General features: G+C 66.2%; 20 protein-coding genes and 2 pseudogenes. 10 read left to right on the top strand and 12 right to left on the bottom strand.

The features are described from left to right. Positions 1 to 27 precede the first annotated feature (27 nt). On the bottom strand, positions 28 to 840 hold the full coding sequence (locus ON22_RS23095) for a CPBP family intramembrane glutamic endopeptidase (protein WP_157170432.1): 813 nt from the start codon (positions 838 to 840) through the stop codon (positions 28 to 30). A gap of 785 nt (positions 841 to 1,625) precedes the next feature. Here ON22_RS23095 and ON22_RS23090 point away from each other — a divergent pair. From ON22_RS23090 to ON22_RS23080, 4 genes and pseudogenes are all read left to right on the top strand, one after another. Then, positions 1,626 to 1,799 (top strand): annotated as a pseudogene (locus ON22_RS23090) (helix-turn-helix domain-containing protein); the annotation flags it as partial. Between the two features lie 91 nt (positions 1,800 to 1,890). Further along, positions 1,891 to 2,151 (top strand): hypothetical protein, encoded by a 261-nt coding sequence (locus tag ON22_RS36830; protein WP_156052239.1) that lies wholly within the window; start codon positions 1,891 to 1,893, stop codon positions 2,149 to 2,151. 855 nt (positions 2,152 to 3,006) lie between these two features. Further along, positions 3,007 to 3,927 carry a universal stress protein gene (locus ON22_RS23085; RefSeq protein WP_051157979.1) on the top strand — a complete coding sequence of 307 codons (921 nt, stop codon included), beginning with the start codon at positions 3,007 to 3,009 and terminating at the stop codon, positions 3,925 to 3,927. A 17-nt stretch (positions 3,928 to 3,944) separates the two neighbouring features. Further along, complete coding sequence (locus tag ON22_RS23080; protein ID WP_033243125.1) at positions 3,945 to 4,295, top strand: spore germination protein GerW family protein; 351 nt, start codon at positions 3,945 to 3,947, stop codon at positions 4,293 to 4,295. Between the two features lie 155 nt (positions 4,296 to 4,450). On the opposite strand, the gene ON22_RS23075 is transcribed toward ON22_RS23080, so the two are convergent. From ON22_RS23075 to ON22_RS23045, 7 genes and pseudogenes are all read right to left on the bottom strand, one after another. Beyond that, complete coding sequence (locus ON22_RS23075) at positions 4,451 to 5,389, bottom strand: universal stress protein (RefSeq protein WP_051157978.1); 939 nt, start codon at positions 5,387 to 5,389, stop codon at positions 4,451 to 4,453. A 127-nt stretch (positions 5,390 to 5,516) separates the two neighbouring features. Next, entirely contained in the window at positions 5,517 to 6,413 is an 897-nt protein-coding gene (locus tag ON22_RS23070; RefSeq protein ID WP_033242905.1) for a formylglycine-generating enzyme family protein, read from the bottom strand. A 33-nt stretch (positions 6,414 to 6,446) separates the two neighbouring features. Next, entirely contained in the window at positions 6,447 to 8,276 is a 1,830-nt protein-coding gene (locus ON22_RS23065) for a sulfatase-like hydrolase/transferase (protein ID WP_033242906.1), read from the bottom strand. A gap of 233 nt (positions 8,277 to 8,509) precedes the next feature. Continuing rightward, a pseudogene (locus ON22_RS23060) lies at positions 8,510 to 8,927 on the bottom strand (DUF302 domain-containing protein). Further along, positions 8,924 to 9,214, bottom strand: a complete 291-nt coding sequence (locus ON22_RS23055; protein ID WP_081595779.1) for a YgaP family membrane protein — start codon at positions 9,212 to 9,214, stop codon at positions 8,924 to 8,926. The pseudogene ON22_RS23060 and the gene ON22_RS23055 overlap by 4 nt, the downstream one beginning before the upstream one ends. A gap of 47 nt (positions 9,215 to 9,261) precedes the next feature. Beyond that, positions 9,262 to 9,531, bottom strand: a complete 270-nt coding sequence (locus ON22_RS23050) for a metal-sensitive transcriptional regulator (protein ID WP_033242907.1) — start codon at positions 9,529 to 9,531, stop codon at positions 9,262 to 9,264. A gap of 63 nt (positions 9,532 to 9,594) precedes the next feature. Beyond that, the gene (locus ON22_RS23045) at positions 9,595 to 11,727 is read right to left on the bottom strand and encodes an MMPL family transporter (RefSeq protein ID WP_033242908.1); all 2,133 of its coding nucleotides are present in this window, start codon (positions 11,725 to 11,727) and stop codon (positions 9,595 to 9,597) included. A gap of 176 nt (positions 11,728 to 11,903) precedes the next feature. On the opposite strand from ON22_RS23045, the gene ON22_RS23040 reads away from it, so the two are divergent. From ON22_RS23040 to ON22_RS23025, 4 genes are all read left to right on the top strand, one after another. After that, positions 11,904 to 12,524, top strand: a complete 621-nt coding sequence (locus ON22_RS23040) for a mycothiol-dependent nitroreductase Rv2466c family protein (protein WP_033242909.1) — start codon at positions 11,904 to 11,906, stop codon at positions 12,522 to 12,524. A 160-nt stretch (positions 12,525 to 12,684) separates the two neighbouring features. Then, positions 12,685 to 13,128, top strand: coding sequence for a hypothetical protein (locus ON22_RS34880; RefSeq protein WP_218000700.1), 444 nt, complete (start codon positions 12,685 to 12,687; stop codon positions 13,126 to 13,128). A gap of 202 nt (positions 13,129 to 13,330) precedes the next feature. After that, positions 13,331 to 14,239, top strand: coding sequence for a universal stress protein (locus ON22_RS23030; protein ID WP_033242910.1), 909 nt, complete (start codon positions 13,331 to 13,333; stop codon positions 14,237 to 14,239). Positions 14,240 to 14,297: 58 nt separating this feature from the next. After that, a complete protein-coding gene (locus ON22_RS23025) occupies positions 14,298 to 14,564 on the top strand; it encodes an SHOCT domain-containing protein (RefSeq protein WP_033242911.1) in 267 nt (88 codons plus the stop codon). Between the two features lie 141 nt (positions 14,565 to 14,705). Here ON22_RS23025 and ON22_RS23020 read toward each other — a convergent pair whose 3' ends face one another. Genes ON22_RS23020 through ON22_RS23005 form a run of 4 tightly spaced genes read right to left on the bottom strand, consistent with a single transcriptional unit; the run spans position 14,706 to position 17,515 of the window. After that, the gene (locus ON22_RS23020) at positions 14,706 to 15,500 is read right to left on the bottom strand and encodes an ABC transporter permease (protein ID WP_033242912.1); all 795 of its coding nucleotides are present in this window, start codon (positions 15,498 to 15,500) and stop codon (positions 14,706 to 14,708) included. Positions 15,501 to 15,506: 6 nt separating this feature from the next. Continuing rightward, a complete protein-coding gene (locus tag ON22_RS23015; protein WP_033242913.1) occupies positions 15,507 to 16,388 on the bottom strand; it encodes an ABC transporter ATP-binding protein in 882 nt (293 codons plus the stop codon). Between the two features lie 13 nt (positions 16,389 to 16,401). Then, a complete protein-coding gene (locus ON22_RS23010) occupies positions 16,402 to 16,851 on the bottom strand; it encodes an erythromycin esterase family protein (protein WP_081595778.1) in 450 nt (149 codons plus the stop codon). A 1-nt stretch (position 16,852) separates the two neighbouring features. Then, positions 16,853 to 17,515, bottom strand: a complete 663-nt coding sequence (locus ON22_RS23005) for a DUF2267 domain-containing protein (protein ID WP_033243129.1) — start codon at positions 17,513 to 17,515, stop codon at positions 16,853 to 16,855. Between the two features lie 316 nt (positions 17,516 to 17,831). On the opposite strand from ON22_RS23005, the gene ON22_RS23000 reads away from it, so the two are divergent. Both ON22_RS23000 and ON22_RS22995 read left to right on the top strand, forming a co-directional pair. Continuing rightward, complete coding sequence (locus ON22_RS23000) at positions 17,832 to 18,344, top strand: CBS domain-containing protein (protein WP_231508321.1); 513 nt, start codon at positions 17,832 to 17,834, stop codon at positions 18,342 to 18,344. Continuing rightward, positions 18,341 to 19,696: a wax ester/triacylglycerol synthase family O-acyltransferase gene (locus ON22_RS22995; protein WP_033242915.1), complete on the top strand. Its 1,356-nt coding sequence runs from the start codon at positions 18,341 to 18,343 to the stop codon at positions 19,694 to 19,696. The genes ON22_RS23000 and ON22_RS22995 overlap by 4 nt, the downstream gene beginning before the upstream one ends. Positions 19,697 to 19,758 lie beyond the last annotated feature (62 nt).

The raw sequence follows: 19,758 nt of genomic DNA, 5'->3' as shown, positions 1-19,758 counted from the left end.
GCGGGCCTCCACACCCGGCGCCCGAATTCAGCTCAGGGGAGACCTGTCACCGCGCCGCAGAGCCCGCGCTGTGCCCACACCGGCGGCGGCGATCACAGCGGCAACCGCGATGAACACAACCTGCGGCCGGCCCAAGGTGTCGTCACCGACCGGTAGATACACCGCGATATTGATCAGCCAGTGACCGACCGAAGCGACCAGCACACGCTGAACGTAACTGCCCTCACTCAGGTATCCGAGCACAACAGCGAACGCCATCGTCGATACGACGAAGCACACCGCGGTCACCGGTCCTGCCGCGAATGCCTGAACATGCCATAGCGCCCAGGTCGCCCCGGTCACCGAAATCGCCGCGAAACGGGTCATCCGGGATTCCAGCATCGGCTGCATAAGTCCCCGCCACCCGACCTCCTCGCCGGTCGCACCGAGCAGCTGCAGTAGCAGGAATACCGTGAAGGGAACAGTCCCGGCCGCCGCAGGCCCAGCAAGAGCCGCCCCCGAAGCAAGGACTGCTCCGGCGACCAGCAGCCCGAACACTACGGAGGTACCGACCACTGCCACGATATTCATCCCTGTTCGCCGGGCGGAAACCGGCGCGGGGGACTGTCGGGCAACGGTCCGCCGGAATATCAGCCATGTGGCGAGCGCGCCCAGCGCCGGAGCGAACTGGACCAGGGACAGCGCCGCAGGAGCGACACCCGAATGGGGTTGCACGACAAGCAGCGCGACCGAGGCCGCCAGCGTGCCCGCCACATAGGTACCGAGAGCCGGCCAGACTTGGGCGGTAGCTGATGACTGTGGTCCGCGGACAAGGCCGGGACGCACGTCGCGATTCGACATTGGACTCACGTTCTCACAGTGATCGGCCCGCGCCGGTTCGTGCATCACCCTGGAGTGCTGACTTCGCCTCGGTGCCCGGCGGCACGCACCCCGCCCCGTGTCGACTCGCCCCTTCCTGCTGGACAGCGGGGTTCACAGGGGGAGCCGGCTGCCGCGGGGGACGTCCCACAGACCGTCTCCTGGAGACTACTTGACGTAATGTAGATTATCGGCATTCTTCGGAAGGCCGGGTCGGAGACCGAACACCGAGCCGTAGCGACCCATGTGCAATCCGGGAAAAGGTGAGAGTGATCCGGGAAGAGTTGAGAGTAGCCGGTGAATCCGGGAAGGGTTGAGAGTCGTTTCGCATACCGACGGCTTGGGTGAATATTCATGCATGCTTGGATACGTCACTGTGACGCAATGGGATGCGTGTGACTGATGTGGCCGTGCCGGGCACTCTCATCTTTTTCTGGATTCGATCGATGCGACCGTCGACTGAGGCTGCCGAGTGATTGGCAACCACTGCGCGGTCGATCGTGCGCCACCTTCCGGACTCTGCGTGGTCTCCATGCCGGAGGTCCGGAACGCCTGTGACCTTCCGGATCTCTGTGGGTGGTCGGCTGCCGCCAGGCTACTCCCCTGGGTGTTGTTGTGCTGCAACGGGTTTGCCGATAATAAGTAATTATGTCAAGTAGAGGGTTCGGCGCCGCAGGATCCCCTTCTTCCGTGGACGAGATTTCGGCCCGGTCGACATCTCGTGCGCTTCATGCTCGGAGCCGGACTCGCGAGGTGAATTTCGTCGTATGACAGGGGTGGTCGGTTGGTGTGAGGAGATCGCGCTGCTGCGGATTCAGGGCAAGAGTGTGCGGGAGATCGCGCAGGTCCTGGGCCGTAGCCCGTCGACCATTTCCCGTGAGTTGCGGCGCAACGCCGCTACCCGCGGCGGCAGACTCAACTACCGCGCCTCGGTTGCCCAAGTGTGACAGTCGCGTGCGGTGCTTCGGGGGCAGCTGTGGCGTAGCCCGCCAGGCGAGCTGCCCCAGTTGTGTGCACGCCGGCGAACTCGGCATGTTCGAGATGCTCGTTGGCCGGGTCGATACGTTCGGTGTTCTTCAGGTGAGGCGCGATCAGTGCTCGCAGCGCCTTGCCTTGCAGGATTACCAAGGTCGGTTCGAGGATGTGGACCGTCGCGGCGAGGTGCGGTCGGCATGCCTGGTCCATCGACGGTATCTGCGCGGCGCAGTATTCATCATCTCTCCAGAATGGATGGATGTGTCTCGTCCTAAGCTATGGGGATTAGATCGACAACGTGAGGTTCCGGGCGAATGACGTCAAAATATATAGATGCGCATATCTGATTACCGTAATCTTTATTTCGTCAGCGAAACTGTCGTTCTACTACCTAACGTCATGCGACATGATCTGGCCCGCCTGCCGACCTTGCGTCCCCCTGACATGCTCGAATCCACCGCGGCAAGCGCACCTCGGACTTGGGGCTTCCGCGTTCAACCCGAAACGTAGACAACGTTTTTCAGGTTCCACTCCCCCGTGCCCGCGGTTCGCGTATGACCGCCGCAGCCGCCGACCGGGCCGACTCCCCAGGCCCTGGCTCGACCTGGTGTGCGCCACGTTCGCTCTACAGCTCGCGCCAGCGGTGATCGAAGCTCTCGCAGCGATGAGCGTCGACTTCAGCATAACGGAAACGAGCTGCGGGACTGGCTGGCCAACCCGCAGTTCACGCCTATCCGGCCACAAGGGGCTGCTGCACGATCAGGTGACAATGTCACCTGATCGTGCAGCAGCCCCTCTCCTGGTAGCACAGTGGTAGATTCTCGGTTAACCTCTTGAGCACCACCTGTGCATTTTCAGGATCCTGTCTCCGTGGTTTCTTACTAACTTGCCGCAGTCAGATGTATCTCGCAGTCGTGCTCTGACTCGTCACCGTGAGTTGGACACCAACACAAACGTACCTCCACAGTCGCACCTCGCTGCGGCTGCTCTGTCTCCTGACGCATAGGGAGACGTACTGATCGTGCGTACGGCACGACTCTGATACCGGCGACAGCGAAGGAACCGTCGCTGCCCAAGGGCCTCTGTGTTCATGACCAATGGCAGGCGAGACGCCCGGGTCGGCCGATTTAGCCTACGGGTGTTCGCCCTCGTAGAGCCGAAGGGGTCAGCGCAATGGCCACGGACCGTACCGGACACTCGCGTATGTCGGCAGCGGCGGCTGTCGTGGTGGGAACTGACGGCTCCGATGCCGCGAGCCGGGCGGTGCGCTGGGCCGCCGAAACTGCGTCCCTACGTGGCCGCGAGTTACTTATCGTGCACGGACTCGATCTCATGGCTGCTTCGAGCGCGCTCGGTATCTACGATGTGACGGTCCCCGGGGTTCTCGAAAACATCCGCCGGCGCGGGGCCGACTATGTTGCCGCGGCTGTCTCGCTCGCCGGCACCGTCGACCCCGCGCTGCGGATCCGGACCGAAGTCGCCGAGGACGATCCGTCGCGGCTGTTGCTCGCCCGATCGGCCGACGCGCATATGGTCGTTCTCGGAGCCTCGGGCGATAGCGGGACGTTCACCCATCTCGGCTCCACGCTGCTTGCCGTCACCGCGCACGGTCACGGCTGCATCGTGGTCGTGCGCGGTGACGATACCGACCGGCACACCCGCGCGGCGCTGCCGGTGGTGGTGGGGGTCGACGGGAGCCGGACCAGCGAAGCCGCTGTCGCGGCTGCGTTCAATGAGGCAGCGGAGCGGTCGACCCGGCTGATCGCGGTGCACGCCTGGAGTGATCAGCGGTTCGACCGGTTCGCGGGATATCCGAATGCGATTTCGAATCCCGATGTGGCCGCCGCGGCTCATACCGTTGTGGCTGAGCAGCTGGCGGGTTGGCAGGAGAAATACCCGGAGGTCGACGTCATCCGCAAGGTCTATCTGTTCGGTCCGCGCCACCAGCTCCTCGCATGGTCGAAGGTGGCGCAACTGGTGGTGGTCGGCAGCCGCGGGCGTGGTGGATTCCGGGGTCTGCTGCTCGGTTCGACCAGCAACGCGGTGGTTCAGCACGCGAGTTGCCCGGTCATGGTCGCGCACGACGCTCGGTGAACAGCAGGAAGGACATGATGAAGGTCGACGATATTCTCACCACAGCGAAGGACTCGATGAGTGTCCGGCGAGTGTTCGCCGATCCCGTCGAACGCGACGGGATCACGGTGATCACGGCCGCGGCGGTCTCCGGCGGGGCGGGCGGTGGCGCCGGTACCGATGAGGAAGGGAAAGAGGGGTCCGGCGGTGGCTTCGGCGTCGGAGCCAAGCCCGTCGGTGCCTATGTGGTCGCCGACGGCCGCGTGCGCTGGCAACCCGCCGTGGACGTCAACCGGCTCATGACCGTCGCTGGATGCGTTGCGGTCGCGCTCACCTTTGCCGGACTGCGTCTGGCACGGCTGCGCGCACGTCACCATGCAGAGGTGTGAGTCCCGAGGGGGTTGAGACGGTGAGCGCGGCGGGCGCCGCGCATAGCGCTCCCGGCGACGGCGGACGGGCAGCGCCGAGGGCGCCGTCACCGCACCGAGGATGGCCAGGATCAGGAATATGACCCGACGCTGTCGGTGCCGGTAGCGCGCCCCTCTTACTCGTGCTCGCCTGCACTGTCATTGTGTGCAGGCCGGGCGCGGACGACGATCAGCGGAGTGTCCACCGAATGAAGCAGGGCGTCGCTGGTGGAGCCGAGCAACAGACCCCGAAATCCGCCGCGGCCACGGCTGCCGACGACGACGAGTTGCGCGTCGGCCGAGGCGTCGTGCAACGAACGCGCGGGCCGGTCCACGCGGACAATCCGCTGCACCGCGACATCGGGATACTGTTCGCGGTAGCCGGCCAAGGTCTCGGCGAGCGCCCTGTCGGCGGAGTTCCGGACGTCGTCCCAGTCACGGATCGGGAAATCGAGTCCGCTGGTGTCACTCCACGAGTGCATGGCGATCAGTCCGACGTTGCGCCGGGCCGCTTCGTCGAACGCCAGCGCCACCGCCGGCGCGCTGTTGTCGCTGCCGTCCACTCCCACCACTACCGGTCGCCCGGCCGAGACCGAGTCCAGCGGTGCGTCGGCGTGGATGACCGCCACCGGGCACCACGCGTGCCGGGCGACGGCTGTGCTCACCGAGCCGAGCAGCCCGCGCTGGAACGCACCCAGGCCGCGACTGCCGACTACCACCATCCGGGCCGAGTGCGATCGCTTGATGAGCGCCGTGGTGATGAGCAAGGAGGTCACCTCGGTGCTGATGATCGGCGCCTTGCCCGGCGAGGCGGTCCGGGCCACGTGCTCGGCCTCGTCGACGACACGCTGACCCTGGTCGTACAACCAGCGCAGGTCGTTCTCGGTCATCGTGGCCTCGGGACCGAATCCCGACGGAATGGCCCACGAGTTGATCAGATGCAGCCCACAGCCGTGCATACTCGCCTCGACCGCTGCCCAGGCCACCGCTCGATACGAACTGGGTGAGCCGTCCACCGCGGCAACGACATCGGCTGCGCTGTGGTTCCCGAAAGCGGGTGCCGTGCGTTCGGTCATGCTCTGCCTTCCTCGCGGTTGGATCCCGTCCTGTCCCAAGGATCTCGTCGATACGTGTTTGTGGGGCAGAGAAGAAGGTCATCGAGGCCGTGGCGCAATGCCCGGGCCGCGCCCGGACCCCGGGGATTCAGGGTCGGATGATGCAGCGGAACCCCAGGTGACCGGTCGAGGTTTCCTCGGATTCCCCTTGGCGTGCCGCGGCCCGGTAGCGGAAACAGTAGTTCGGTGCGCACAGGTGCGAGCCGCCTTTGATCGTGCGCCGCGGATACGGTTCGCCCGGCGCCGAGTGCGCAGCGCCGGGGCGGCAGCAGGATCCGGCCGGCCGAGCATCGAGGCCGGCACCGGTGTGGTCGCGGGTGTGGAGATCGGCGGTCCACTCCCACACGTTGCCGGCCATATCGTTGAGACCGTAGCCGTTGGGGCGGAAATGCCCGACCGGTGAGGTGCGGGCGAAGCCGTCGTCGAGGGTGTTCTCCCAGGGAAAGCGACCGTGCCACACGTTGGCTGCCGGTCGCCCGCGCGGGCGGTGCTCGGCTCCCCACACGAACGGTTGACGGTCCAGCCCGCCGCGCGCGGCATACTCCCATTCGGCCTCGGTCGGTAGCTGTTTGCCTGCCCATTCGGCATAGGCGCAGGCGTCGAACCACGACATATGTGTCACCGGATGCCGGCGCCGCTCGCCGATACCGCTGCCCGGTCCTTCCGGGTTGCGCCACTGGGCGCCCGGGACGAATGACCACCACCGGGTGAGGTCGTCCAATCCGACCGGCCTTGGCGATGGGGTGAAGACCAGCGATCCCGCCACCAGTAGCGCCGGATCGGCGTCCGGGTAGTCCGCCGGATCCGGCGGGATCTCCGCGGTGGTCGTATATCCGCGGTCGCGGACGAAACGCTGGAACTGGGCCACGGTGACCGGGTTTCGGTCCATCCAGAATCCGTCCACGGCCACCTCGTGAACCGGGGACTCCTCGGGATAGAAATCGTCGGACCCCATCCAGAAACGGCCCGCAGGTATCCAGACCATATCCTTCGGGGCGGGCGTAGCGGGCACCGTCGTTTATTCGCGCGCGAACGCGGCCGCAGCCTCACGTTCGAGGTCGCGGTACTGACGGGCACTGACATCCACGGCCGCACCCAGGAGTTCACCTCCGGTGAACCGGAACGGGCTGCGGTAGAGCCGGCTGACCGCGTCTCCACTGTCGTAACCGACGCACAACCCGTCGCCCGCGAGGGTGAACGGCCCGGCTTGGGTACGTATCCGGTTCTCGGCGACCACCTGTTCACCGATGTGGAGCCGGCCGACGCCCAGTGACTCTCCGTACTCTCCCGTACCTTCCCGCGTGAATTCGAACCCGACGGTGAGGGGGCCGGCGGGGAGGGGCTCCGGTGAGACGAGGACCTGTTCGGGCTGGATGCCGAGAAAGTTGTACACGTAGTACAGCCGGCCTTCGAGGATGAACAAGGCATGGCCACCGAACCTCGAGCCGTGCGCGAACAGCACCCCCTCAGCGTTGCCGGTCAGCGAGACATCGGCGACGATCTTGTAGGACCGGCCACGAATATCGACCGCCACGGCTTCGGGCACCGGCGCGGTATCCGGATAGTAGACGTAACGGTCACGTGGCGGCTCGGCCAAGGGCCGCTCGAGGGTCAGCAATTCCAATGCGGTGCGATCGTCCAGCGGCAGAGCATCGTTGCGCTCGGCTTCCTCGAACCAGGCCGCGATCAGCTCATTCAGCTTCTCCGGATACTCACCGGACAGATCGTGCGCTTCGGCCCGGTCGCGATCGACGTGGTAGAGCTCCCAGCGATCGGAATCGAACCCGCCACGGCCGCTGAGCGGTGCGTGCAGCGCGGCCGCCTTCCATCCGTCTTCCCAGATTCCGCGCGTGCCCAGCATCGCGTAGTACTGGCGATGCTTGGTGGTGGGCGCCTCCGGCCGATCGAACGAATACCGCATGGACACGCCGCTCAACGGATGCTGTTGTACGCCTCGGTACACCGCGGGCATCTCCAGCCCGGCCGCCTCGAGGATCGTCGGCACGATATCGGTCGCATGGTGGTACTGGTGGCGCAGTTGCCCGCGAGCCGCGGTACCGGCGGGCCAGTGGATCACCAGCGGATCGCAGGTACCACCGGAGAACTGGGAGTAGCGTTTGAACATCTGGAACGGGGTCGAGAACGCGGCCGCCCAGCCGGTCGGGTAATGGTTGTAGGTCTGCGGGCTGCCGATCGCGTCGAGGTAGCGCATGTTCTCCGCGAGATCATCGGGATAGCCGTTGAAGAACTTGTTCTCGTTGACCGAGCCGTTGGGTGTCCCCTCCCCCGACGCACCGTTGTCGGCGCAATAGATGATCAGCGTGTTGTCCAGCTGACCCGTTTCCTCGAGATAGTCGATCAGCCGCCCGGTCTCGACATCGGTGTACTCCGACAGTGCGGCGAATGCCTCGGCCATGCGCGCGAAGAGCCGTTTCTCGTCGTCGTTGAGTTCCGACCACGGCCGTACGTGATCGGCCGGGTTGGCGACTTCGTCGCACTCCGGGGGGATGCGCCCAGCAGCACCGGGAAAGCCGTCGGTGGCTTCCATGATCGACCCGCATCGATTCAGGTTGTGGTTGCGGCCGGTGAGGAAGATCGACCGCGTCGGTGAACACAGCGCCGTCGTATGCCATTGGGTATAGGTCAACCCGTTGTCCGCCAGCCGTTGCAGCGTCGGCATCTGGATCCGTCCCCCGTAGGGTGCCCACGCATCCATCCCCGTGTCGTCGTACAGAATCACCAGAATGTTCGGCGCCCCGTCCGAGGCCGCGCGCGGTGTATACGGCCCCCAATCGGGTACGGAGTCACGCACGTCCAAGCCGATCCGTCCACCAAAGGGCGAGGTCATAGCCGTGAATGTTACCCGCATCACTGCTTGGTGTCCGGGACCGACGGTGACGTTTCGCCTCCGACCGTGAAGCCGGCCGCCGCACCGGTCACGATCTGCTCCCAGGTTCGTTTCCGGCTCCGGTCGACCGATGGACCGCTGCGTGGCGCCGAAGAAGTCCGCACGATTTCGGCTACTCCGGTCGTGTGGCCTGCCGGACCCCGGTGGCGTCGAGTCGCTGGTCGACGAGTCTGTCAGTTCCCGCTGGTTTGGAGGGAACCGATGGCAGCTTGCAGTTTCGTCGTTGCTTCCTCGGCGATCGGGGCGAGTGCCGGTTGCCCGGTGACCTGGACTATGAGGTTCGGGTTCATGGCTTCGACGAAAACGTCGGTGTCGTTGGCGGGGTCGCGACGGACGATGATTGCAGGGCAGTAGGAGCCCGACCTGGCGGTCGATACCGACGGCACGATGGGCCAGGGGCGGGTTGCAGGCGCCGAGGATCGGATAGTCCTCCATATCGTGGCCGAGTTTGGCCTCAAGGGTGGCGCGCATATCGATCTCGGTGAGGACGCCGAATCCTTGTTCGGACAGGGCGGCGCGGGTGCGTGCCACGGCATCGTCGAAGCTGGTGGTCAGTGTGGCAGACAAGGCGAGTGCAGTGGTCTCGGTCATCGGATCTCCTCACTTCCGGTATGCGTTGGATGATGATTGGACCGCGGGTTCACGCGCGGGGGCCCGGTGCGGCCGGCGGGTACACCCAGGCGTGTCATGATCAGGGTGGCCGGGCACCAGCCGACGACGCCGTAGAGCAGCAGGTTGGCGCCGACGAGCGCGGTCAGGATCAGCCACCACGTTGAGACGGTTGCGGCCAGTACGGTGCCGAGCAGGACCATCGTTGCGGCCAGCAGCGGAACGATTCGATCGATGGTCCATTCGCGGTGACGCACGAGTGTCGGCATGGTGGGCCGTCCTTTCACGAGCGGTGACGTCCCCGGCCCCGGTGGTGTCAGGCCAGGGCGAGGAACAGTTTTTCCAGTTCGTCGACGGTCAACGGGTCGGTGTCCTCCTCGCCCTGCCGGTCGAGGCATTCACGCAGACCGGTAGCGACGATCTTGAATCCGGCGCGGTCGAGCGCGCGGGACACCGCGGCGAGCTGGGTGACGACGTCTTTGCAGTCGCGGCCCGCCTCGATCATCGCGATCACGCCCGCGAGCTGGCCATGGGCGCGTCGTAAGCGGTTGAGCACGGGAGCGATGGTGTTTTCGTCGCCGATCATGGTGTCTTCTCCTGTTTTCGCAGTTCTGTCAACAATACCCCCTGGGGTATCAGTGGGTGGTGGTCAGTGGCTGAAGTTGATTGTCGGTAGGACTCGGCGTAGCCATCGTGGTGACCACCATGCGCCGTGGCCGGTCAGCCGCAGGACGACCGGGAGCAGCACCAGCCGGACGACGAGCGCGTCGAGCAGGACCGCGACGCCGAGGATGATGCCCATCTCCTTCGGTGGTAGGGGCTGGGCCAGCGCGAAGGTGAAGAACACCGCCACCATGACCGCTGCCGCGGCGAAGATGACACGGCCGGAGTGGGCCAACCCGTCGATATGGGCGGTTTTCGGATCTTTGGAATGCTCGTAGTGTTCTTTGGCGGTGGCCAGCAGGAACACCGTGTAGTCCATCGCGATCGCGAAGATCATCGCGAAGAAGAACACCGGCCCCCAGCCGTCGAGGAAACCCTGCGGGGTGAAACCCAGCAGGCCGGATCCGTGGCCGTCCTGGAAGATCAGTTTCGCCACTCCGAATGCCGCGGCCGTCGACAGCAGGCTGACCAAGGTGCCCAGCGCTGCGATGAGCGGGGCCTGCAGGGCGACCAGCAACAGTACGAAGCCCAGCACGAGGATCACCGTGACGATGACCGGCAGGTAATTGTCGAGGGCCTGCTGCAGATCCAGGTTCTCGGCCGGGGCGCCGCCGACAAGGGCCTGGTCGGGTAGTTGTGCGCGCAGATCGTCGAGGATGGTGCCCATACGTTCATCGGAGGGGTCGACCTCGGGTAGTGCCTGCAGCATCACCAGCTCCGATCCGTCGCCGGCAGGCTGGGCGGGTGTGACCATGGCGATGCCCTCGGCCGCCGCGGCCTTGTCCGCGGTCTCGATGGCGCTTTCGGCCGGAGTCACGATCTGCAACGCTCCCGGCGCACCGGGCCCCAGCTGTCGCTGTACCAGCTCATAGCCCTGACGCACCGGGGCATCGGCGGGCACGACCTGAATCGAGGGCATGGCGACCTTCAGTCCGAACACCGGTATCGCCAGCCCGATCAGCACCGCCAGCGCCGCGATGGCAAACGGCCACGGGTGGTTGAGCAGAATCTCGCCCCACCGGGCAAAACGCGGCGACCGATGATGCTGCCGCTTCGCATACGGCAGGGCACCGGCGTTGATCTTGGATCCGAGCGCGCCCAGTGCTGCGGGCAGCAGTGTCACCGTCGCGGCGAGCACGAAGATCACGGCCAGCATGATGCCCACGGCCATCGTGCGCACCGCCGGCGCGGGCACCAGCAGCACCGCCGACAAACTCACCACCACGGTGGCGCCCGACAGCACCACGGCTTTGCCTGCGGTGTCCATCGTTTCGGCCACAGCACGCCCGGTATCGGTCGTCTTGCTCAAGGCGTCGCGGAAACGGGCGACGATGAACAAAGCGTAGTCGATGCCCAGGGCCAGGGCGAACATCATCGCGAAGTTCATCGCCCACACCGAGATCGGGGTGATCTCGTTCAACAGCACCAGCCCTCCCGCCGACGCCACCAACCCCGCGACGGTCAGCAACAACGGCAGGCCCGCAGCCACCAGTGACCCGAATGCCAGCACCATGATCGCCAGCGTCACCGGCCAGGAGAACAATTCGGCTTTGATCATCGCGTCGTGGTTGGCCTTGTTGAAGTCGCTCCACAGCGCCGACGCGCCGGTCGGATAGACCTCCACACCCTCGCCCGACAGCGCGGTCAACGCTTCTTTGTGGTCGTCGACCGCCCGGACCATGTCATCGGTGGACGCATTCGCGCCGGCGACAACGATGCCGGTGTGCCTGTCCGGACTGATCGTCATCCCCGGCTGCGGCACCACCACACCGGCGAAGCGGTCGTCTCCGGCGAACTCGGTGGCCACCTCGGCCACTATCCGCTGCACCGCAGGGCTGTCGACGGTGGCGGTGTCGGAGTGCACGACCACCTGTACGGCCGCGGAGGAATTCCCACCGAAATGCTGCTGGGCCAGTTCACGCACCTGCACCGACTCCGACCCCTCGGCCTGCCATCCGGCTCCGGCCAGCGAGGTGAACACACTCGGCGCGGCCGCGCCGAGAGCGACGAGAACCACCAGCCACACCCCGAACACCCAGCGGGCACGCCCGGCCATCGCCGCGCCGAGTCGCGCCAGCGGACCACCGGTCGCTGCGCCGACGCCCGCCCGTCCGGTCATCGTCTCCGTCACCGCTGTACCTCCACCTCTTCCGATCACTCCCACCCCACCTTTCATACCCCCGGGGGTATATTCGAGTTCCGATAATACCCCTGGGGGTATATTGAGCAAGTGAGGGAGGCGATCGCTTCCCGTGTAGTCCGCTCACCGGCCGGAGCCCGCGAAGGCGGACAGTGATGGCAGAGATCGATTTGTACGTGGACCCGGTGTGCCCGTTCGCCTGGGTGACAGCCCGCTGGCTGCTCGACACCGCACGTGGCGAACACGCGGTGGCCGTGAAACAGATGAGTCTGGCGGTACTCAACGACGGCCGGGCCGTCGACGCCGGCCACGAACCGATGATCAGCCGTTCACGCCGGTTCGGGCGCGTGTTCGCTGCCGTCGAACAGCGCCACGGCCCCTCAGGCTTCGTTTCTCTCTACCTGGCGCTGGGCCCGCGGCTGCATCCGCGAACACCCGAGACCGATGACGATGCCGCCGCCGCGGCGGCCCTCGCCGAGGCCGGCCTGGAATCGACCCTTCTTGCCGCTCTCGACGACGCCTCGTTCGACGCGCCGGTCGCCGATGCACACCAGGCCTCACAGCAGGCTCTCGGTGGTCGAGGCGGCAGCCCCATCATCGCGATCGACGGGCAGGGATTCGGTGGGCCCGTACTCACCGCACCGCCAGCTCCTCACCGCGCCACCGCACTGCTGCGCGCAGTGATAGACGCCGCGACCACACCCGAATTCGCCGCGCTGCAACGCCCCTACCAAGGCCCGCCGGCATTCACCACCGGCGAGCGCACTGTCCACTGAGTGCCGCACCGCAGTGTCCTGCCCAACAGGCGGTCGAGCAGCCACGATGCCAGAACGCGGTGCTTCCCGACCTCGGCCGACGTCGTGAATCGAGGATTACAACTCTGACCTGCACCGGTTCACTGGCGCACTACAACGAACGCAATCTTGCGTTTCCGCTGTGGTGGTGGCGTCGGTCGATTACTGTCCCCCTCGGAAGCGATACTCCGTTTCATTCAACAAGTTCAAGGGGGATTTGATGGTTGAGCGAAATATGTCGGGGTCGGTGGAAAGCAGAGATTCTCCGGATACTGCGGCGCAGCGTCCGATCCTGCCGGGTGTGCCCGCGATTCTCAGTGTTTTCCAGGGGCGAAGCTATGAAGACGATCAACTGCTGCGGTGGGCTCATGCACTGGCGAAACTGCACGACCGGCGGGTCGGGGTCGACGCCTCGACCTGGCTCACCGAGATCGATCACCGGCGTCGAGAACTGATCGAAGAAATCGACAGTTGGTGTCTGCAGACCTCATCCGCCGATACAGCCGATCGCGGCGAGACCGTCGGCGACGTAATCGACCGCTTGGCGCAAGGTTGGGTCAGCGCCAACCAGCCGATCACGGCCTGAGCCGCCGCTGTGGAGCCGGCCCGGGCCCGGCAGAAACGAGTCCCGGCCCGGCGATGTGGTCGACGTGGCTCACCGGTCATGCCGGCCGGGTGTGCAGGCGACCGAAGTCCCGGCCACGGGTGACGAATGACAGCCGCGGTGGCTTGTCCTACCGGCTTAGTCTCGAAAGGATCGCAGCTCCGGAGCCCGAAGGACAGCCGTCATGGACAGTTCCGCACAGTCACCCGAGTCGTCCCTGACGATCGTTGTCGGAGCCGACAGCTCCGAGCCGTCCGAACTCGCCGTGCGGTGGGCAAGCCGAACCGCCTCCCGACGCGGCTGGCGGTTACGCATCGTGCACGGATACAACCTGGCTGCCGCGCGTTCCCTCACCGGCGTCTACGACCAGATGGAGCCACCTGTGCTCGAGGCGGCGTATCGCCGCGGAAACGACTGCGTGGAGCGCGCCCGCTCGCTGGCACTGCAGATCGATCCTTCGCTGACGGTGGAGACCGAACTGTCCGATGCGGAGCCCTCGCGTCTGCTGGTGGAAGAGTCCGCCTCCGCGGAACTGACCGTGATCGGCGCCGCCGGAGAAGGATCCACCCTGGCCCATCTCGGATCCACTCTGCTCGCGGTCACCAGCCACGGCCACGGGAAGATCGTGGTGGTGCGCGGGCACGAAACCGAATCGAGTACCGGCCGTGAACGGCCCGTCGTCGTAGGCCTCGACGGAACTGCGGCAAGTAACGCCGCCGCGGCCGCCGCATTCGCCGAAGCAGACCTGGTGCGGGCGCCCGTGGTTGCACTACACACCTGGCACGACCTGCGTTTCCACTGGTTCGCCGGCATGCCCGAAACCATCGACGATCCCGACATCGCCGCTGCAGCGGACGCGCAGATGAGCGAGTGGCTCGCCGAGTGGACGGAGAAATACCCTGACGTCGAGGTGATCCGCAAGATCTATCTGGCCGGCCCGGACCTGCACCTGCTCGACTGGTCCAAGTCGGCGCAGCTCGTCGTGGTGGGCAGCCGTGGCCGCGGCGGTTTCCGTGGTCTGCTCATGGGCTCCACCAGCAACATCGTCGTGCAACGAGCCCACTGCCCGGTCCTCGTTGCCCACCAGAGCTGACCGGCGGCCGCCGAGCCGGCTACCGCTGAGAAAACCCTGGTCGTGCGAGGAGGAAGGCATGCATTGGTATGACCACGGAATGAACGGCTGGGAAACCACGCTGATGATCGCCACAGTGGTGTTACTCGCGGTGCTGGTCGCCCTCGCGGTGTTCGCCGTCGTCCGTGCCCTCACGGCACCCTCGTGGGCTCCCCCACATCCTCGGGGCGATGCTCCAGCGGATCCGGAAGCAGTCCTTTCCGAACGCTTCGCCCGCGGGCAGATCGATGAAGACGAGTGCAGGGTCCGGCTCGACGTCCTCCGGCGCAACCGCCCGCCCGGGTGAACTCGTAGCCGCCGCCTGCGGAAAGACCACACGCGAGTGGTGACCGCGGCTCAGAGTCCGCCGTGCAACCCAACCCGCGCCGGCGGCGCGCGGTGTGCACCGGATACGGTGACGATGCACCGCTCCTCAGGGCCCGGCCGCTCAGACTCCGGCGATGTCACGGCGATCGAAGATCGGAAGCCCCGCCGCCAGCACCAGAACCCCGGCGAGCAGCAGCCAGCCATAGGCGGCGGGGAGACCGGCACCCATCGGCCCACCTTCTATGGCTTGGTGAAACGGTGACAGCGGCCCCCAGGGGCGCACTGCCTCGACGAGCTTGCTCGCTACATACAGAACATAGGCCGCGACCGCGAAGACCGACGTGACGGCCGCTGCCAGTACACGGCGGCCGGTCGCTGCACCGATCGCCAGGGCGAGCAGGCCGAACTCGATACCGATGAGCACCATCGACAGTGCTCCGGTCATCGCCGAACCGATGGTGACCCCCAGACCGAACACCGCCGAGAACACCACCACCGCGCCACACAGCACCACCCCCACCGTCAGGACTGCGCTGACCAGCACGGCCGCTTGCTCGAGCATGAGCCGCACCGGCGAGACCCTGGTCACCAGCAGTACCTCCAGTGTCCCGCGTTCTTCCTCGCCCGCGATCGCCTTGGCACCGCGTCCGACCGCGAAGACCAGGAACAGGATCGGTAACAGCATGCTGAACAGTTCGACGTTGAGAAAGCCAGTACCCGTCCCGAATGCCTCCAGGTCGAACAGTTCGCGCAGCGCTTCGGGGTAACTCTCCACGATGTCCTGCATTCCTGCCATTCCCGAGATCGACGGCCACAAGGCGCTTTCCAACAGCACCAGCGCCACCCCGCCGATGCTCCAGCCGAGAAGACCGCGGCGTTGATCACGCAGAGATTTCAGATACACGCTGCTCAGCATGGTATTTCAGTCCTGTCCATAGTGGCCGAGAAAGATCTCTTCGAGGTCGGGGTCATGGCTCACGATGTCGACCACTTCATAGGGTGCGATCGTCTTGAGCAGCTCGGCGGTGGAGCCCTGTACTTCGATCTGCATTCGCTGCGAGTCCTCACGCACCTGCCGGACCCCTGCCAGACCACGCAACCCGGCCGGATCCGGTGGCCGGGCGCCGAAGGTCACATCGAGGCGCCGCAGTGTCCGGCCCGTGAATTCGGCGACGGTCCCGACGTCGATGAGCCGGCCCCTGCGCAGCATCCCCACGCTGTCGGCGACCGCTTCCACCTCAGACAGCACGTGCGACGACAGGAAGACTGTGCACCCGTTGTCGCGGAATTCGCGCACCATGGCCAGAAATTCCCGCTGGACCAAGGGGTCCAGGCCCGTGGTCGGCTCGTCGAGCAACAGCACATCCGGTTCGGTCATGAACGCCTGCACGATGCCGACCTTCTGCCGGTTCCCGTGCGACATCGCACCGATGCGGGTAGAGAGGTCGAGTTCGAGACGTTCGGCGATACCGCGGCGTCGCTTCGGGGCGACACCACCGTGCAGGTTCGCCAGATAGTCCAGGTACTGCTCGCCGGTCAGGTCGGGGTAGGCGACGAATTGGCCCGGCAGATACCCGATGTGGTGTTGCGCTTTCTCCCGCTCCCGCACCGTGTCGGCGCCGCAGATCCGCGCGCAACCGCGCGTGGGTCGCATCAAACCGGCCAGGATGCGGATGGTGGTGGTCTTGCCTGCCCCGTTGGGTCCGACGTATCCGAAGACCACACCCGCCGGTATCTGCACGCTCACATCGTCGAGTGCCACCGTGCGCCGGTACGCCTTGCTCAATCCGGCGAGCTCTATCATCGCCGCCGCCTCTCTATCGTTCTCGGGAGCGTTGTGGCTGTCCCGTGCGGCCGCGGCACAAGCCACTGCGCTCACAGGCCTGTGGCATGGTGCCCGCATCACGGCGGCTGTCCGGTTCCAGTGGTTGCACAGCGGTGGTGCGGTCGATATGGATCACCGCGTCGAACTGCTGGGTGGTGCGGGCACGGAAGTAGTGGTTCTGCCGCTCGGTGCCCGGGCTGTAGACCATGCCGATCGCGCGTTGTATCCGCGGTGTGCTCAACAGTTCGGCGGCAGGACCCGGGATGTCGAGGCGAAGCAGGAATTCCGGGTTGCCAGTGTCGTGCAGCAGCCCTTCGAGGCTGGACGGCAGCAGCTCGCGCACGGTATCCCGCTGGGCCGTACCAACAAGCCACCCACTCACCGGCGGCGGTGACCGTGCCGGAGCTGGGCCCAGCGACACCGTTGGCTGCAGCATGCTCATCTCACTCCGTCGCGTGCTGATCCACCAGCCCCTCTGCCAGCAGGATGCGGTGCGCCGACTGCGCTGCCGTGGCGACCCGTTGTTCGTCGGCGGGCAGCGACGGCAACTGTTCGAGTCCACGGGCCAGCACAGCGACCGCTTCTCCCAGCACCCGGACCTGCTGGGCGAGATCGTGCTCGCGCTGCGCAGCGCGCAGGGCACGGACCGGCGGCACCGTCCTGGCCGCGGTGGTCTCGCCGAGGAAATCGCCCCACAGGGCTATATCCAGCGGCGCGGGCAGAACGGCGAAGATCCTGTCGAGCTGACCGGGCGCGAACAGCCGATCCAACGACCGTGTGATCTTCCCGGCGACCACGACAACATCGTCACGGTCGATCCGGGCCTCCTCGGCGAACTGGTCGATGAACGAGGCGACACCGTGGCGAACCGGGACCTTGGCCGGTATCCAGCCCTCGTACCACATCCCGCGAAGCACCTCGGGAAGTTGCGCGGTCACGTGGGCAGAGTTGGACACCCCGACCCGGTCGCGGACCGCATGCATCCATGCGCGCAGAGCGCGGAGGGCGAAATGGCGGTCCTTGGTGCCCAGGCCGTCGGCGATAGTACTCAGCCAGGCGTGCGCGGTGTGAACTTCCGCGGCCAAAGGATCGGTGCGATGCGCCATACCATTGCCTTCCTCACGGGGTCCGAGATACCGGCTGGGGTGCTTCTCCAGCATCGATTCCGGCGCCCGCCCCGGCCGCAGGGCCGGAAGTCGCCGATAGACAGGGAAATGGTCCCGACCGCTGCACCGGACACGTGGTCGAATCCCGCCGGACGCGATCGGTTCGACACGGCCATCCCTCGAAGCGCCTGATACGACCGCCACGGGCGATCACCCGATGCGAGCCGGCCCGTCCTGTTGTCGAGAACCCAGCCCGGTGTCTTTCCCTGCACGAGCAGTGACTTTGTGCCCTGCCAGGACAGCACCGGGGCCGGTGATGCTGAAACGGCAGCAGCCGCGCCCCCGCACGTTGGGAGATCCCGCGATGAACCCGGTTCGATCCCACATGCACCGCGACGTCATCTGTCTCGGGCAGAGCGCGACCGTGACAACAGCGGCCCGGCAGATGCGGCAGCATGGCATCGGATCGCAAGCGGTGTACGACGGGCAAGACAAAGACCACCCGATCGGCCTCGTGACCGACCGCGACATCGTCATGATGTGCCTTGCCGAGGGGTACGATCCTGATAGCTGGGCCGCCGGGGACCCGTTCGAGGGAACGATGCTGCGCAGCATCGTTATCGACAGCGATGCGCAGACGGTGATGCAGCGCTACCGGATCCGCCGGCTTCCGGTGACCGAACAGGGCCGGCTCGTCGGCATACTCACCGAGACCGATATCGCCCGCGCCCTGCCGGACGAAACCGTCGGTCGGTTCGTCGACACAGTCTCCGAAGCCCCATCGCAGTCCGGGCGGGCGCCCGCGGCACCGGAGCACGACAGCTTATGAGCCGCCTGCACCCCCTCGATTCGGCCTTCCTGTACATCGAAGACGCCGACGGGACCGCTGATGTCGGCATCGGCATCGCCACGGTGCTGGACGGGCGAGCACCTTCGCAGCCAGAACTCATCGAACGTCTCCAACAGCGCGTCGACCGCGATCCACGGCTACAGCAGCGAGTCCACCGGACGCCCTTGGACCTGCAGGCACCCCGATGGGTCGACGACCCCGACTTCGACCTGACACGGCACCTGCGGTGGCGCGCATTGCCGCAACCACGCGGGAAACAGGAGCTCTATGACCTGATCGCCGCAGAGTCGACCGAGAAATTCGACCGGAACCACCCGCTGTGGCGCTGCCTGGTCATCGAGGAATACGGCGTCGATCAATGGGCGCTGCTGTTCGTGGCACACCACACGATGGTCGACGGTATGGCCGGCATGCGGTTGTTCGAACAACTCTGCGATGACACGGACGACCACCCCGACCACCCGACACCCGGGCCGCCGCCCACGATTTCCACCGTCCAGAGCCTCGCCACTGCCGGCGCACGCGTAGCGACCGTCGCGGCCCGGGGCGCCGGGAGCCTGGTCCGCAACGCGGTACCCCTGACCTGGGCACTGCTACCAGCCGGGAACGGCTCACTGGGCGCCGAGGAGCTCGGGCCCCGGCGCCGCTACGGTGTCGCGGAATCGAATCTGGCCGACATCCGGAATATTTGTGCCGCGTTCGAGGTCACCGTCAACGATGTCGCGGTTGCAGCGGTCACCGGTGCGGTGCGGTCGGTGTTGATCGCCCAAGGCCGTGATCCGGCCACCGAGCACCTGCGCATCCTCGTTCCGGTCTCCACCCGGCCGGCCCGGTCCGGAGACGGACTCGGCAACGTCGTCGCTGCCCTCACCCCGCAGCTGCCGCTGGATGCCGCAACCGCTCGCCAGCGCCTCACCCGAGTACACCAGCGGGTGGCCCGGCAACGGACGACCGGCGAAGTGGAAGCCGAAGAGCTGGCGCTCGGCGTCGCGGCGCTGCTACCGACAGCGCCGGTGGCCGCCGCGCTCCGGTTCGCGGCGCGCTACCGGCAGCAGGCCGTCGGCGCACTGGTCACCAACGTGATCGGACCACAGGACACACTGTCATTCCTCGGGCGCGCCGTGCTCGACGCGTTCGCGCTGCCGCCGCTGGCCATGCGCATCGGCTTGGCGGTCGCGGTCACCAGCTACCACGGCCTGCTGCGGTTCGGCGTGCTCAGCGACTACGACAGCGTGCTGCCCGGCGAACAGATCGCCGCCGCAATCGAGACAGACCTCGCCGAGATGTCGCGCTGCGCCCAACAGTGCGACCCGCTGCTGCGGCCACCCTGACCACTGTTCACAGCCGGTCGGCGAAACGGTCTTGCCACCAGCGACCAACCCGGTTGGCAAGA

Source organism: Nocardia carnea NBRC 14403, assembly GCF_000308515.1.
Taxonomy (GTDB): domain Bacteria; phylum Actinomycetota; class Actinomycetes; order Mycobacteriales; family Mycobacteriaceae; genus Nocardia; species Nocardia carnea.
This window is presented reverse-complemented; position numbering and strand designations above follow the sequence as displayed.